Below are 14,214 nucleotides of genomic sequence, written 5' to 3' on the forward strand. Positions count from 1 at the left end.
AGATGGAAGATAAAATTCTGCTGGGACACGGGTCAGGAGGGCTTCTCACCCATCAGCTTATAGAAGAGGTGTTTATGCCTGCATTTGGCGATAGCCCACTAAAGACCATGGACGATGCCACCCTTTTAAATGTTGAAGGTCATATTGTCGTATCTACAGACACATTTACGGTAACCCCCCTATTTTTCCCCGGCGGAGATATAGGCAAGTTGGCAGTCAATGGCACCGTCAACGATGTAGCAGTCTCTACAGGTAAACCTTTATATCTCACGGTGGGCTTTGTCATAGAAGAGGGCTTCCCTATAGCAGATTTGAAGAAAATCGTCATGAGCATGAAAGAAGCGGCCGAGCGGGTCGGTGTGAAGATTGTGGCAGGAGACACCAAGGTTGTAGAAAAGGGGAAAGCCGATGGTGTATATATAAACACCACAGGCATAGGAATATATGAAGGGCTTGGGAAACTCTCTAGGGAGCCCATCAAACCCGGCGATAAGGTCATTGTCAGTGGACCCATTGGTGACCATGCGGCAACAATCATGATAAACAGAGAAAATCTTGGCATCACAGCAGACATACAAAGCGACTGTGGCCCCGTGGTAGATATAGTGAAAAAAGCACTTGAAGTGGGCGGTGTCAAGTGGATGAGAGACCCCACAAGAGGTGGTGTTGGCACCACACTCAATGAACTTGTGTGGGGTAGAGACTTTGGCGTTCTTCTATTTGAAGAGAACATACCTATAAGAGATGAGGTCAGGGGTATATCTGAGCTACTGGGTATAGACCCGCTGTATATGGCATGTGAGGGAAGAGTGCTTCTTGTCGTAGAAGAAAACATGGCAGATAGAGTACTGGAGGCTATAAAAGGTCTACCAGAGGCAAAAGATAGTGCCATTATAGGTGAAATAGAAAGCAAGCATCCCGGCAAGGTCAGGTTGAAAACCCGATGGGCAGAGAGATTTGTGCCTATGCTACCGGGCCAGCAGCTGCCACGCATATGTTGAGGTGAGAAGAATGCACGAGCTATCGGTAGCAGAAAGCATATGGAATATACTGGAAGACGAGCTAAAGAAAATAGGAGGCGGTAAGCTCCTCAGTGTGAAAATTGTTATAGGTGAACTCAGCGGTGTTGTACCCGATGCCCTGGACTTTTACCTCAACCTTCTCAAAGACGATAAGGGACAACCCGATGTCACATTTCACTACACACATGTACCTGTTAAGTTTCAGTGTGGGTCTTGTGGACATACATTCACCGTAGACCGGCCCATGTTTGCATGCCCCCAGTGTGGAAGTGTAGATGTCAAAATCATATCAGGCAACGAGTTTTATATAGAGGAAATAGAGGTGGAGTAAAAAACCTCCACATATATCACTGCCCCACCTTGTGAGGTGGGGCAGTTTTTCTTTCACAATCCTCAACAGTTTATATTAAGCAGTCATTCCGAACTTTGTATGAAGTTTCACAAAATGGTAATACCTACACTTTCATTTTCTGATAGCATAGAAGTGTGAAGAAAATAAAAAAGTTCATATGGAGGTGGGAAAATGCACATTCCTGACGGACTACTGTCTACGCCGGTTATCGCCGGAACCTATCTTATCACTGCAGGTACTGTACTATACGCTTCAAAAAAGGCCAAAGACATCCCAGAGGAAAAACTTCCTCTGCTGGGCCTCACCGCAGCCGCAATATTTGTGGCCCAGATGGTAAATTTCCCCGTAATGGCAGGAGTATCAGGTCATCTACTGGGAGCTGCACTTGTGGCAATATTATTCGGTCCGTACGCCTCGGTTCTGGTGATGACGGCGGTGCTTATCATTCAAACTTTCCTCTTTGGTGATGGAGGAGTTACGGCACTCGGTGCCAACATCTTCAACATGGGTATCATAGGGGCTTTTGTCGGGTACTACACCTATCATTACTTAAAGAAAATTAATACTTATTTGGCATCTTTCCTCGCTGGTTGGATTTCTGTCATGTTGGGAGCACTGGCAGCTTCTATAGAGATAGGAATATCTGGCATTGTCCCATTCGTGCCGTTCTTAACACTTATGCTCACATACCATAGTGTCATTGGTGTCATAGAGGGTGTATTGACAATGGTACTTGTCAAGGCACTACAGGGAGAGGTAGAAAAAGAATCTCTGCCAAGTGAGGTGAACTAATATGAAGAAGGCATACATAGTATTCGGTGCTTTTATACTGGTTTTTATACTGCTTATACCATTTGCCTCAACATCTCCCGATGGACTGGAAAATGCCATGGAACACTTTTCTGTGGCAGAACATGCCATTTATAATGCCCCACTTTCTTATGGGGATTCTTTTATAACCGGTGTTATTGCCGCCATTATAGGCATGGCACTCGTTAGCTGCATCTTATATATATACATCAAACTGACAAAGAAGGTGGCATAGTGTACACAGCCCTGATACTGCTGTTCACCTTTTTATCAAGTCAAATCAGGAGTTTAGCAGAGGGCTTATTTATAGCAGCCATATGGGCTGTATTAATGGTATATTTTGGTCTCAGCAGGAAAACACTAAAAGCACTGTCTGTCTTGGGGGTCGTGGAGATGATGATGTTTATTCTCATTCTCCTGACCCCCGGTCCTCCTCTTTTTAGTATCGGTCCCATTGTTATCACGACAACAGGCCTCTACCTATTCTTTAGGGCCATTGTCCGCTGGTTCTTTGCCGTGTCTTTAACCCTCCAGATTACAGAAACAGTAGGTATCGAAACACTAATGACAGAGTGGGAGAAGATAGGGATACCAGAAATACTGATAAAAATCATTCTCCTTACATATAGATATCTATTTATCTTCTTAGATACACTGAAGAATCTTCTCGTAGCCATCAAGATGAGGGATATATCCTTAAACCCACTAAGAAAAGAGGGAAGATATATAGGTAGTAGTGTTGTTAAACAGCTACTTTTAGAGAGCTTTCACAGATATAAATTTGTCAGCCTTGCCATATCAATGAGAGGTGGCATGTATATCAGTGGATATTCTCCTCATCTGAAAAGCAGAAAGATAAAACCGCAGTTTATACATATAGCTTTACTATGCCTTATAGGGGGAAGCATTTTATGGTTACTCTAAAGAACCTTACAGCAGGATATGAAAATGCCCCCATTATCCAAAACATCAATATGGACATAAAAGAAGGAGAGATTGTTGGGCTACTGGGACATAATGGTTCAGGAAAAACAACACTTGCATTAACACTGCTGGGATTTACAAAGATATTTAGTGGAAAAGCGGAGATAGACGGTATAGATGTGAAGAAAGAAAAAAGAGAAATCAGAAAGCTCGTCTCCATGCTCATGCAAGTGCCTGACAACCAGCTATTTGCAAGAACAATATATGAAGAGCTGGCTATAGCACCCTACAAACGGGGCCTATCACAAACAGAGATAGAGGACATAGTAAACACAATAGCCACGCAAATAGGCATGAAAGATAAACTCCATCATCCCGTTCACAAGCTCAGCTTTGGTCAAAAGAAAAAGGTGGCAATGGGTGTGCTTTTATCTATAGACCCAAAGTATTACATACTTGATGAACCTATGGCAGGACTTGACTTTGAAGGTAGGTCTTTCATGGAAAAGACCATAAAAGAGCTGAAAGAGAGAGGCAAAGGAATACTTCTCATATCTCACGATGTATTATCGCTAACACTATGCCACAAAATATACATCATGAAAAACGGAAAGGTTGTAGAAGTAGTAGATAGAAAAAACATCAAAGATATCATTCCAGACCTTCCACAGTGGGGTCTCTACATGCCAACATTGTAAAAACCCTCAATGTTTACAAAATAAATTACGATATCAACAATTTATATTATAATAACTACAAACAGGGCAAAGAAGTGTTCTCCCTCCCCCTTTCGGAAGAACCCCCTCAATAAGGCTCCCTCTCAGGGGGCCTTTTTAGGATAATTTACAAGTATGAAATAATAGCAAATTAATCATACCCTATTTTCACATTTGGGTATATAATACATACCGCAACTTCCGATAAATCCCCCTTTCGGAAGTGGTGCGTCCCGTCCCTTCGGGGACGGGGTTTATCTATGTATCACAGCCACTCTACCGTCCCCGTCCCAATCTGCCTTCCAACCTGTCATTTCACCGATAAATCTCAGAGGCACATACGTACGGGAATATATAATCTGGGGTGGAACATCTGAGGGCATATCGTATACACTACCATTTACACGGGCACGGGCATAACCTATCCACATTTCTATCTTTGTAACGCTTTCCCAATAGCGATAAGAATCCGTCTCATCTGGTTTCTGGGGTATTACCACAACAACCTTTTTATCCTTAGGCACCCACCACAATTTAGCGCCCAATGCCTCAAGGAAAAACCTCATGGGAACAAGGGTTCTTCCATTTCTAATAGTGGCAGGGGCATCGGTAGTCACACACTTATAGTTTATACCGTCATACACAATTAGCACCTTTTCACCTATTGGTGCTGCTACAAATTTCGTATTGTTATCGGCAAGAAAATCCAGAAGCCCCGACTTCACAGAGCCACACCATGTACGCACAGGCTCACCATAACTATCGAGTTTACAATCACCGTTTTGACAAACTTTCAGTGTAATCTTGAGAGGATATTGATACTTATCAAATATAGTGACATAACCGATATCCACCTGTTTAGTTCCCTTACCATACTTCTGGGCAATCTTATAAGCCTCACCATACAGGCTATTACCTATGTCCAGCGAGACCCAACCCTCAGGATAAAGCTTATATTTAGGGGCATTGTAATTAACATAACGCTTGGCTTTGATGAAGATATCAAAGGAAAAGACCAAGTCAAATGTAGATTGATTATAAATAGTAACTGTGGCATTATTTAGTGTGAGGTTGCCACCACTGTTTTCATAAACAACATCACCTTGGGTATACACAGAATGAGACTGGAAGATATCGGTTAGAATATCACCTGGAACCTTTTTTAGAACTATCCGTTTGGCTATAGGTCTCCAGAAGCTCACAAGTTTATGTTCAGAGGAGTGCATCTGTATTTGCTCATAAACCAACGGTAATATGGGATCTCCTTTGGGTAAAGTAGAACGGGCAATAACAGAGTAGGCAAAATCTTTGTCCTTATAAAAACGGTCTGACACGGTAGCCTTTACATGCCATGTGTCACTGTCAGAAGAGAAGACATAACTATCATCACCGGACAATGGAACAAGCCACGGGGCCAATCTAACAGCTTCACCCTCTTCACCAGATACAGTAATATCGAACACCGGCGTATCTCCCCAATATATAACACGGGGACCATCCACAGAGATAGATGCACCGGCATTCACATTAGGTAATACCAAACCAACAAGCATACCGATAAATAGGACAAATATAACGGCAACTATGAAGTATCTTCTCATGGTCTATCACTCCCACATGTACTTTTCCAGCCTATACCCACAGGCATTGGCCTTGGCCTGCCATCAGATGGCCTATTAACAACTTTGACATCATCACCTATGCGCTCTACCATCACTGTAGAACCACCGCTATCAAGGGCAAGAAGATACACAAAGCCGTTTTTCATAGCCCAATCAATAACCTCACTGGTTAAAACACCGTTTGAGTACCCATTTTGTCTACCATCAAAGACAAGCATGGTAAGTTTGAAGTCATTTGTCATTCCAATAAAGGAGAAAGGATGTCTCTTCGTGTGGTAATCATCTGTCCAGAAATCGGCCTTATCGCCCTTATATATCAGCATAGGACCACCTGAAAAGATAACAGATACATCTTCTATGGGAACATATTCATCTGGGGTATTATCGCCAAACCACTCACCCCACGGCACCCTTACATAAGAACGAATAGATACATCATCACCACTGCAAAGTTCTCCATCTTTTAGCACTACCATCATGCCACCAGCCTCATGTGGGTTGGTTGGTGATGTCAGTCTGCCCACCACCTTGCCATCTCTGACAAGGTAGGCATTGCCCCACGAAGCATCAATATACTCATTGACATCTTCAGTGTAAATCACAACCTTAACTTTACTCCAGTCGTGCTGACCGTTCTCAGGATTAAAAAGTATCCACCTATCTCCTTTACCCCATGGACCATTATCGGTATAGCAAGAGGATTCTAAAAATGTGTATATATAGGGCTGACCACGCATCCACATATATCTTCCATCTTTCAACCCTATAAAGCTACCTCGGGTGGAAGCACCCACATAGTGGTAAATATGGCCATCGGCAACATATGTGCCAATAGGAGCTTTGAAATACATATTGGTGCGATTAAACAAATCACCGTTTATGGCAACATAGACATCACTTCTTGCCTCTACCATCTTGTCAAGACCCACACCATCCTGCGAAAAACCATCGGGAGGTGTCAGCACAGTAAGACATGTGGGAGATATGGGAAACTTTGCCATATAGCCAACAAGTGGACCTGCTGGCGTTTTGCCTTTTAGGGTATAAATAGGCCCCTTGCCATACACTTTGATATAAAATGTACTGCCAAAGGCACTAAAAGAAATAATAAACAAAGAAACAACCACTATCCCAAGGAGGAAAATTTTAACTTTCTTCACATATACCACCTCATACATCATTTTTCATTAATATACCATAGACTTATGGCAAAACAAAAAGGGGAGCCGAAGCTCCCCACACACCACCTACAGCATGATACTTACCTTAAACCCTCTTTACCCAGAAGCTTATCCATATCGGGATAAGAGCCTTCTTCAAGTATCTTATCTATGATGGCATCTATCTCTTCAGGTTTATGATCTTTCTTGCACTGAGGGCATACCGCTGCCTTTAAAAGGTTCCTTGGTGTAACCTCTTTCATCATACGCTTTACCATGGTATTAGAGGGTCTTGGCACCTTCTTACCACATACAGGACAAGACACCATAGGTACCTTTCCTGTCTCTATGGCACTTATCCTGTCAGATGTCACCCTAAACGGTTCTTTGTCATCGTTGTAAAGGGCCTCTACAGGACACACCTCTACACATATCATGCAGTTTATACACCTATCGTAGTGTAGTGTCCAACGTTTACCATCCTCTTCAGGTTTAATCTCTATAGCATTTGCCGGGCAGTTCAGCACGCACATATTACACATAATGCAGTTTTCGGGTATATAGCCAACCCTTCCCCTAAAACCCTCCGGCAACTGCACTGGTTCCTTAGGAAACTTTTTTGTCATAGGCTCTGTAAACAGATTTTCCCATATGTGCTTCAGTATTACACCGACCTTCATCGTCCCATCACCATCCCTGCAGGATCAACCACAAGGGGTTTCTCCTGATACTGACCTTTTCTCTTTGCCTTTAGTATCTTCTTTGCCTCAAGAAGGGCTGTGAGTATACCCTCAGGTTTGGGTGGACAACCAAGTACATAAAGGTCAACAGGATACAAGTTATCAAGGGGACCCTCAAGGGCATAACTTCCCCTGAATACACCACCAGACACACCACACGAGCCAACAGCAATGACAACATGGGGATCGGGTACCTGAGAGAGAACCTCCATAACGCTCTCTTTGGCAACAGCGGTAACAGGACCGGTAACAAGAACAACATCGGCATGTCTCGGTGTGCCTACCCACTTGATACCGAATCTCTCGGCATCATATCGTGGGGTAAACAGCGGTGTTATCTCTATCTCACAACCGTTACATGAACCGGCATTGATACGATATACCCAAATAGAATTTTCTGGGTCAAACAGCAGGCTCCACAAACTCACATTCCCCACCCCCTCATGAGGTATACAATGACAAGTCCTATGATACCTATGGCAAGCGGTACTGTGGCGTAAAACTTCACCGCCTGATCTATCTTTATTCTACTGGCAGCATTTCTTACCACAGATATGGTGAAGAATACAAGTACACCATCTATTACAAGAGAGGCTATCCAGTACCATACACCTGTGACGCCTGCAGGAAGCAGATACAAGAGTGTTATCAGCTGCATAAGGGCAAGCATCTTCATGTTCTTTGAGAGCTTGGCTATGGCAAGATACCTTCCACCAATCTCCACAAAGGGACCTTCTGCTATCTCACTCTCTGCCTCACCAATATCCACAGGGACAACACCTACTTTGGCGGGAGCCACAAACAGGAATAAAATAAATGGAATAAGCAGTAGTGGCCATTTTATTAGCGGTATAGAAGAAGCACTGCAAGCCTCAAGTGTGCGACAGCCCGTTACCATAATAGTAATGACAATGGCAAATATGAAGGATATTTCATAGGCAAATGCCATCTGCATCTCACGAGACACACCCACACGGCTATAGGGACTATGAAAGGCAAGACCGGTAAGGAGTATTCCCAGAGTTCCACCAACCATTAAATACATGAGCAGTATCAGGTCGCCTTTTCTCATGAACACCATAATAAGCGGTATAAATGCCCCTGCAAACATCAGCACAAGTCCACTGAAGAGCATAAGCATATTCGTGTCTTCAGGCAATTTCACCTTCTTGGTAAGAAGCTTGACAAAGTCAAGCCAAGACTGGGTAATAGGAGGTCCTACCCTACCCTGAATGCGAGCTGTCATCTTTCTCTCTATACCATCATATAGAAGGGCAACCAGCGGAAGCAGTAGCCCCAATACGATGTATGTTATATATATGTTCACCATCACCACCCCTTTCCCCTCATATGTGTGCAAGTTTTAGCACTACTGCCAGGGTGATAGAGACATATAGTGCATAGTCCGGTAGATATCCCGTGTAAACACCCCTAAGCACATCGGCAACTGTTTGTGTAAGAAATGCCACACCTTGATGCCATGTATCAAAGTAGGAAATATACTGACCTACATGTCCCATAGGCCAGAGCATATCACTAAGAGCTGGTAGATTCTCATCTGTAGGTTCGTAGAAAGTACCACCCCTAAATACTTTACCTTTTCTCTCTGCTGGAGCAGATAGCCCGTAGAATATCAGGAACAAGATAAATGACAGCACAAACAGGGTAATAATCATCAGCGCTGTATACTTTCCACCACCAGATGTGCCAAGCACAAGCTCTTTCCATGTCAGCGGAACAGTTACTTTAAATGGTGCAAGGGCAGTAGATAACTTCTCAAAGAAAGGCCACGGATAGATACCAAGTCCCAATGTGATAAGAGAATATATAGCCAGAGGCACGATAGAAAGCTCTCCACCTTTCTGGGGCTTGCCAGATAGGGCAATGATAAACCTCAGACCATACATCATAGACATGGCAGAACCAATCATCATGAGCACTGCCACAATGCCAAAGCCACCATCAAGGGCTCCTTGATACATAAGCCATTTGGACACGAAGCCAGACAGTGGTGGCACACCGGCAAGAGACATAAACAAGACTATGGCAAGGTAGAATATGGCAGGATGTACCCCACCTTTACCTTTCAGCTCATCTATCTTTGTGGTTCCATAGACAAGAAGTATCACATAGGCAACAATAAACAAACCCGTTTCAAATACGGCATGGCCCAGTGCATGAAGCCATGCACCACTGAGTGCTGCACCGCCAATAAGCACACCGGCAAGGACATAAGACATCTGACTGATAGAAGAATATGCCAGTATCCCCATGAGGTCATCGGCAACAATAGCCCTGTAGCCAGCCCATACAACCGTAATACCGGCAAGTAGTATAAGAATATAGTTCAGCTTAGCCGGCAGTGTAGCATAGGCAGCAGCTATAAACAGCAAGAAGAATGCCACCTTAGAAACAGCACCAGATAGATAACCGGCAACCACAGGATGTGCGTCTCTATACCCATACTCTGCCCAGACATGAAGTGGAAACATACCAAGCTTGAGGGCCATTGCCACACCTACAAGAGCTGCGGCAAATACATAGGAAAGACTGCTCATAGCGTAGCTACCAGTACCGACATATAGGGCAACAATACCTACCATGAAGATGTAAGAAAGAACAGTCATCATGGTGGAGTAGTAAACGCCACTCATAGCCCTGCGGGACTCTGTAAGGAACATGAAGAATGCCATCACACTCATGAGTTCCCAGAAATATAGAAGCACAAACATGCTGCTTGTGTTCAGCACAGCGAGGAGTGATGCAAAAGCCACAAACAAGAGGGCATCTTTTACGCCATCTGCCTTGCCATCACCTTGTATATGAATAAACGCAACGCCAAACACGGCAAGATAGGCAAGCACAGAAACAACTGCAGGCACCGTGGCACCAAGCATAGTATATACACCATAGCCACCGGCACCAATTCCAAGCAATATGCCAACAACCCTAAGTCCGGGTATAAGGCATATCACCGCAGAACCAAGAAGCAATCCCAGTGCTATAAGAAAGCTACCCGATGGCATAAGAGAGGCATATGGTAGCACCGATGATAGTGTATCTTTGCCGGCAGTGGCAATATGCTCAAGCACATGGGGCATAAAGCCAAGTACCACTACTGTGATACCAAGCAATAGAGCAGAAAGTAAGATATAACCATTTTCCTTTATCTTCTCACCGACATCAAAGAGCACGGCTGTAAGCCTGAGGTAATAGAAGATTTCTACAGCTGCAGCAAGAAGAATGAATATTACAGGGGGCAGTCCCCATTTCTGATATACAGATACAAGGATAAGAAACTTAGAGAAGAAACCGGGCAGTGGTGGAAGTCCCATAAGAGAAAGTGCACCTACAGCATACATAGCACCGGAGAGATTCCTTCCACTACCCTTGAGCCCCTCTATGTCCCTTGTATGTCTACCCTCTATCAGACTACCGGTAGACATAAACAGAAGGGCCTTAGATAAAGCGTGCACCAGCATGTGCATCAGTGCTGCGGCAATACCAATAGGTGTAAATGTAGAAAGGGCTGCCACGATGTAGCCCATCTGGGCAGATGAAGAATGGGCAAGCATTCTCTTTACATCTTTCTGCCTAAGGGCAGAAAGCTCTCCCCATAAGGAGGTGAGAATACCCCACACAAGTAGAATCAGAAGTATTCTGTCAAAGTAAGGAGTATTTTTCACTATAATTAAGACCCTGACAATTCCCACCAGTCCTATTTTAATAAGAGTACCTGAAAGCATAGCAGATATGGGAGATGGAGCAGATGGGTGCGCATCGGGAAGCCAGCTGTTTAGTGGGAACATAGCACCCTCAACACCGAGACCAACAAGAAGAAGTGCTATAGCGGTAATATCAAGCATAGGATGAGCTCCTATTTTAGAGGCGATATCGTAAATATTCAGTGTATGATATGCACCATACAGTATGGCAATACCCAGCAGTATGAAAGAGGTTGCCATACTACCAAGCACAAGATATTTAAATGATGCCTCAAGCGTAGAAGCCTCAGCCTCCGTAGATACAAGAATATATGCGGCAATAGATGCCACCTCTAAGAATACAAACATGTTAAACAGGTCACCTGTCATCGCCACACCTACTGCACCGGCAATCATAACCTGCATAGTGGCAAAGTACTGAACCCATTTATCTTCTTTCACATAACCTATAGAGTAGATAGTGGCAAGGAAGCCTATGAAGTATATAAGCGTTGTGAGAAGGGCTCCCCATATATCTATTCTCCAGTTGATACCCATAGGTGGTATGTAGCCACCCATAATAACCTCTATGGTATGACCACCAAGCACCTTCATAAGTGTATCTATCGCCACTATAAGACCGGCACCTGTGGTCAGTATGGCTATCCATGCAGATACCTTTTTATTTTTCACAAAGGCATATACAAACGGTATGAGAAAGGCACCAAGCAAAGGAAATACTATAAGCAGTGATGCCCACTGGTCACCAAGTCCTAAGAACCCCATCATCCCCTCAACCTCCTCATATCACGAAGATCTACAGATCCTGTCTTCTTAAATAGATACACAGCAAAACCCAGTGCCAAAGCTGTCAGCGCTATATCAATAACAATAGATGTCAGTGTAAGGGCCTGAGGAATAGGATCAGCAGCCTTTGTCGTGAAACTTACATCAAAGAATATAGGAGCAGTACCACCTTTAACATAGCCAAGGGACACAAGAAACACATTTAAAGCTGTTGTCATCACGGCAAGGCCCATAACGGCTTTGATGGCATTTTTAGACAGTAGCAAAACGGCCAGTCCCAAGAGGAACATCACCATGAGTATGCCGTAAAAGATAACACTAAGCATCGGCCCCCACCCCCTTTACAAGTCCGACAACAATTTCGCCGGCACCACCAAGCACCTTGATACCAACGGAGATATTCATCAAGGCTATAACACCACTACTGAGCAAGCTTCTAAATGTCCCATCGCCCCAGAGTTTACCTACAAAATCACCAAAGAAATAGCCAGTGTATACAAGTCCCAGAAATGCCCATAGCAGGAATAGAAGGGCTCCCAAACTATCGGCAATGGTTAGGCTTCGGAGCGATACATATTGGTAGACGGCCTTTATTCCCATGGCAAGGTATACAAGGGCAAGAGCTCCTATAATTGCCACACCACCTTGAAAACCTCCACCCGGTGTAAGATGTCCGTGTATGATGACATAAGCACCAAAGACCAGTATGAAAGGATACAGCAGTCTTGCTGTCTTATCAGCTACTATGGTCACTCTTCTTACCCCCTTTCATGCGGGAGATTGTCCAGTAGAAACCAAGAACCGCAACAAAGAATATGGTTGCCTCACCCAGCGTGTCATATCCTCTGTATCCAAACACGATAGAAGTTACTATGTTAGAGGCATGTGTTCTTCCTATAGCATCTTTGAGGATATGCATACCCACATATGTGGCACCCATTGGGTCACCAAATGTCCTTACACTATAGACGCTAAGGCCGAGGTAGAAGAAAATACCTATAAGTACCACGGCAACAATGATTTTTCTCATCATCTCTCCTCACCTCGCTTTGTGAGGCGTATGGCAACAAGAAACACAAATGGGCTAAGAACTGCCCCAACAGCGGCCTCTGCAATGGCAACATCGGGAGCATGAAGAAGCAGAAACTCTAGCACAGCAAGAACACCAATAACCTCAAGGGCAACAACATTGTAAAGATTGTTATTGCTAAACAGTATATATATGGCGGCAAGTGCCATCAGAGTTACAACACCTATATGTACATAAATCACTGCTCATCACCGCCTTCTGTAAAGAGGTTGATTTTACCCTCCACTTTAATACCAGCCTCAAGAGAAGCCCTAACAACCATATTGGAAGACACGGCAGATGTGATTAGCATAAAGAGATACACAAGAAGTGCCTTCACAGCCGTGGTTATATCCATGCTGTAGAGGGCAACACCAAGTGCAAACCAGAACATTGACATACTTGTTGCAATGGTAACAGCCTGCATTTTTTGATAACCGTCTTTAAAGCGAAATACTCCAACAACAGACCCTATAAGAAACAAGAAGGCAAAGCCAAACGAGATATAGGCATATATGTCCATTAGTCCCACCTCCCTGCAATAAAGCGGGCAAAGGCAAGGTTGCCAAGGAAATCAAGCAGAGCCAGTGTTAGGGCTATATCCATATATATATTTCTTCCGGCATAAGCGGAAAACATCATAAGAGCAGCAATTCCCATAGCCCCTATGGTATCCAGAGCTGCAAGTTTTTCCAGTATGGTCTTACCGGTAAACACAATATATAGCATGGGAATGGAAAGTAGTATAAGTCCTACAAACATGTAAACCCACACACTCATGGCAAAACCCTCCTTACACCGCGATTGAGAGCAGCGGCAATATCCTCGTACCACTTCTCTTTATCGCCAATGGCAATCCAGTGAATATATAGCGTCTTTTTCTCTGGTTCTATCTTTGCCGTGATAGTTCCCGGCGTCAGTGTTATAGAATTTGCCAGCATCACCATAGACTCAACAGACTGGTTAGGCACCTGTATGGCAACCACACCGGCGTCTACATCGGGCTTTTTTAGTCCCATGGCCCTCATCCAAACATCTATAGATGCCTTCACAATCTCTATCCACAGCACACCTAGGTAGGCAATGAAACCAAGCCACTTAGCAGGGTTTACCAGCACATCTACCCACTTTGTTTCAGCAAGCATAGAAGCACCGGCAAATGCCGCAAATAGGGCAACAAGCACACCTGTGACAAGCTCCCACACATTCAAAGACATGGTCAACAGGAGCCACAGGACAAATGCCCAGATGAAAATTCCTATAAATGCCTTCCCTTTCACAGTCATCC

19 protein-coding genes are annotated in these 14,214 nt (G+C 44.1%); 6 read left to right on the plus strand and 13 right to left on the minus strand.

Features of this window, described 5'->3' with window-relative positions:
* The first annotated feature begins 2 nt into the window (after positions 1–2).
* The 6 genes from hypE (at position 3) to GM182_RS07155 (ending at position 3,806) form a co-directional block, all read left to right on the plus strand.
* A complete protein-coding gene (gene hypE / locus GM182_RS07130; RefSeq protein WP_449186417.1) occupies positions 3–1,001 on the plus strand; it encodes a hydrogenase expression/formation protein HypE in 999 nt (332 codons plus the stop codon).
* 10 nt (positions 1,002–1,011) lie between these two features.
* Positions 1,012–1,353 (plus strand): hydrogenase maturation nickel metallochaperone HypA/HybF, encoded by a 342-nt coding sequence (locus GM182_RS07135; protein ID WP_449186418.1) that lies wholly within the window; start codon positions 1,012–1,014, stop codon positions 1,351–1,353.
* 192 nt (positions 1,354–1,545) lie between these two features.
* Positions 1,546–2,166, plus strand: coding sequence for an energy-coupling factor ABC transporter permease (locus GM182_RS07140; protein WP_449186419.1), 621 nt, complete (start codon positions 1,546–1,548; stop codon positions 2,164–2,166).
* A 1-nt stretch (position 2,167) separates the two neighbouring features.
* Positions 2,168–2,419, plus strand: coding sequence for a PDGLE domain-containing protein (locus tag GM182_RS07145; RefSeq protein WP_449186420.1), 252 nt, complete (start codon positions 2,168–2,170; stop codon positions 2,417–2,419).
* Complete coding sequence (locus GM182_RS07150) at positions 2,419–3,108, plus strand: energy-coupling factor transporter transmembrane component T family protein (protein WP_449186421.1); 690 nt, start codon at positions 2,419–2,421, stop codon at positions 3,106–3,108. Before GM182_RS07145 ends, GM182_RS07150 begins: the two co-directional genes overlap by 1 nt.
* Complete coding sequence (locus tag GM182_RS07155; protein ID WP_449186422.1) at positions 3,096–3,806, plus strand: energy-coupling factor ABC transporter ATP-binding protein; 711 nt, start codon at positions 3,096–3,098, stop codon at positions 3,804–3,806. Before GM182_RS07150 ends, GM182_RS07155 begins: the two co-directional genes overlap by 13 nt.
* Before the next feature lie 272 nt (positions 3,807–4,078).
* Here the strand turns inward: GM182_RS07155 and GM182_RS07160 are convergent, their stop codons facing one another.
* The 13 genes from GM182_RS07160 to GM182_RS07220 form a co-directional block, all read right to left on the minus strand.
* The gene (locus GM182_RS07160; RefSeq protein WP_449186423.1) at positions 4,079–5,425 is read right to left on the minus strand and encodes a stalk domain-containing protein; all 1,347 of its coding nucleotides are present in this window, start codon (positions 5,423–5,425) and stop codon (positions 4,079–4,081) included.
* Entirely contained in the window at positions 5,422–6,606 is a 1,185-nt protein-coding gene (locus GM182_RS07165; protein ID WP_449186424.1) for a phosphodiester glycosidase family protein, read from the minus strand. Before GM182_RS07165 ends, GM182_RS07160 begins: the two co-directional genes overlap by 4 nt.
* 101 nt (positions 6,607–6,707) lie before the next feature.
* Positions 6,708–7,286 (minus strand): 4Fe-4S dicluster domain-containing protein, encoded by a 579-nt coding sequence (locus tag GM182_RS07170; protein ID WP_449186425.1) that lies wholly within the window; start codon positions 7,284–7,286, stop codon positions 6,708–6,710.
* Complete coding sequence (locus GM182_RS07175; RefSeq protein WP_449186426.1) at positions 7,283–7,774, minus strand: NADH-quinone oxidoreductase subunit B family protein; 492 nt, start codon at positions 7,772–7,774, stop codon at positions 7,283–7,285. The genes GM182_RS07170 and GM182_RS07175 overlap by 4 nt, the downstream gene beginning before the upstream one ends.
* Positions 7,771–8,673 (minus strand): respiratory chain complex I subunit 1 family protein, encoded by a 903-nt coding sequence (locus tag GM182_RS07180; protein WP_449186427.1) that lies wholly within the window; start codon positions 8,671–8,673, stop codon positions 7,771–7,773. Before GM182_RS07180 ends, GM182_RS07175 begins: the two co-directional genes overlap by 4 nt.
* Before the next feature lie 19 nt (positions 8,674–8,692).
* Positions 8,693–11,839 carry a proton-conducting transporter transmembrane domain-containing protein gene (locus GM182_RS07185; protein ID WP_449186428.1) on the minus strand — a complete coding sequence of 1,049 codons (3,147 nt, stop codon included), beginning with the start codon at positions 11,837–11,839 and terminating at the stop codon, positions 8,693–8,695.
* Positions 11,836–12,183, minus strand: coding sequence for a sodium:proton antiporter (locus GM182_RS07190; RefSeq protein WP_449186429.1), 348 nt, complete (start codon positions 12,181–12,183; stop codon positions 11,836–11,838). Before GM182_RS07190 ends, GM182_RS07185 begins: the two co-directional genes overlap by 4 nt.
* Positions 12,176–12,610: an MnhB domain-containing protein gene (locus GM182_RS07195; protein WP_449186430.1), complete on the minus strand. Its 435-nt coding sequence runs from the start codon at positions 12,608–12,610 to the stop codon at positions 12,176–12,178. Before GM182_RS07195 ends, GM182_RS07190 begins: the two co-directional genes overlap by 8 nt.
* Positions 12,594–12,887 carry a hydrogen gas-evolving membrane-bound hydrogenase subunit E gene (gene mbhE, locus GM182_RS07200; protein ID WP_449186431.1) on the minus strand — a complete coding sequence of 98 codons (294 nt, stop codon included), beginning with the start codon at positions 12,885–12,887 and terminating at the stop codon, positions 12,594–12,596. The genes GM182_RS07195 and mbhE overlap by 17 nt, the downstream gene beginning before the upstream one ends.
* Positions 12,887–13,129, minus strand: a complete 243-nt coding sequence (locus GM182_RS07205) for a Na(+)/H(+) antiporter subunit B (RefSeq protein WP_449186432.1) — start codon at positions 13,127–13,129, stop codon at positions 12,887–12,889. Before GM182_RS07205 ends, mbhE begins: the two co-directional genes overlap by 1 nt.
* Positions 13,126–13,449 carry a cation:proton antiporter gene (locus GM182_RS07210; protein ID WP_449186433.1) on the minus strand — a complete coding sequence of 108 codons (324 nt, stop codon included), beginning with the start codon at positions 13,447–13,449 and terminating at the stop codon, positions 13,126–13,128. Before GM182_RS07210 ends, GM182_RS07205 begins: the two co-directional genes overlap by 4 nt.
* Complete coding sequence (locus GM182_RS07215; RefSeq protein WP_449186434.1) at positions 13,449–13,706, minus strand: monovalent cation/H+ antiporter complex subunit F; 258 nt, start codon at positions 13,704–13,706, stop codon at positions 13,449–13,451. The genes GM182_RS07210 and GM182_RS07215 overlap by 1 nt, the downstream gene beginning before the upstream one ends.
* Positions 13,703–14,206: a Na+/H+ antiporter subunit E gene (locus GM182_RS07220; RefSeq protein ID WP_449186435.1), complete on the minus strand. Its 504-nt coding sequence runs from the start codon at positions 14,204–14,206 to the stop codon at positions 13,703–13,705. The genes GM182_RS07215 and GM182_RS07220 overlap by 4 nt, the downstream gene beginning before the upstream one ends.
* Positions 14,207–14,214 lie beyond the last annotated feature (8 nt).

Source organism: Zhurongbacter thermophilus, assembly GCF_026184435.1.
In the GTDB taxonomy this organism is placed as follows: Bacteria; Coprothermobacterota; Coprothermobacteria; order Coprothermobacterales; family JAADFF01; genus JAADFF01.

What these genes read in the sequence shown, in the direction of transcription:
- GM182_RS07160 (WP_449186423.1), bottom strand. Translation starts at nt 5,425, where the DNA reads ATGAGAAGATACTTCATAGTTGCCGTTATATTTGTCCTATTTATCGGT.
- hypE (WP_449186417.1), top strand. Translation starts at nt 3, where the DNA reads ATGGAAGATAAAATTCTGCTGGGACACGGGTCAGGAGGGCTTCTCACC.
- GM182_RS07135 (WP_449186418.1), top strand. Translation starts at nt 1,012, where the DNA reads ATGCACGAGCTATCGGTAGCAGAAAGCATATGGAATATACTGGAAGAC.
- GM182_RS07210 (WP_449186433.1), bottom strand. Translation starts at nt 13,449, where the DNA reads ATGGACATATATGCCTATATCTCGTTTGGCTTTGCCTTCTTGTTTCTT.
- GM182_RS07170 (WP_449186425.1), bottom strand. Translation starts at nt 7,286, where the DNA reads ATGAAGGTCGGTGTAATACTGAAGCACATATGGGAAAATCTGTTTACA.
- GM182_RS07145 (WP_449186420.1), top strand. Translation starts at nt 2,168, where the DNA reads ATGAAGAAGGCATACATAGTATTCGGTGCTTTTATACTGGTTTTTATA.
- GM182_RS07215 (WP_449186434.1), bottom strand. Translation starts at nt 13,706, where the DNA reads ATGAGTGTGTGGGTTTACATGTTTGTAGGACTTATACTACTTTCCATT.
- GM182_RS07190 (WP_449186429.1), bottom strand. Translation starts at nt 12,183, where the DNA reads ATGCTTAGTGTTATCTTTTACGGCATACTCATGGTGATGTTCCTCTTG.
- GM182_RS07155 (WP_449186422.1), top strand. Translation starts at nt 3,096, where the DNA reads ATGGTTACTCTAAAGAACCTTACAGCAGGATATGAAAATGCCCCCATT.
- GM182_RS07185 (WP_449186428.1), bottom strand. Translation starts at nt 11,839, where the DNA reads ATGATGGGGTTCTTAGGACTTGGTGACCAGTGGGCATCACTGCTTATA.
- GM182_RS07140 (WP_449186419.1), top strand. Translation starts at nt 1,546, where the DNA reads ATGCACATTCCTGACGGACTACTGTCTACGCCGGTTATCGCCGGAACC.
- mbhE (WP_449186431.1), bottom strand. Translation starts at nt 12,887, where the DNA reads ATGAGAAAAATCATTGTTGCCGTGGTACTTATAGGTATTTTCTTCTAC.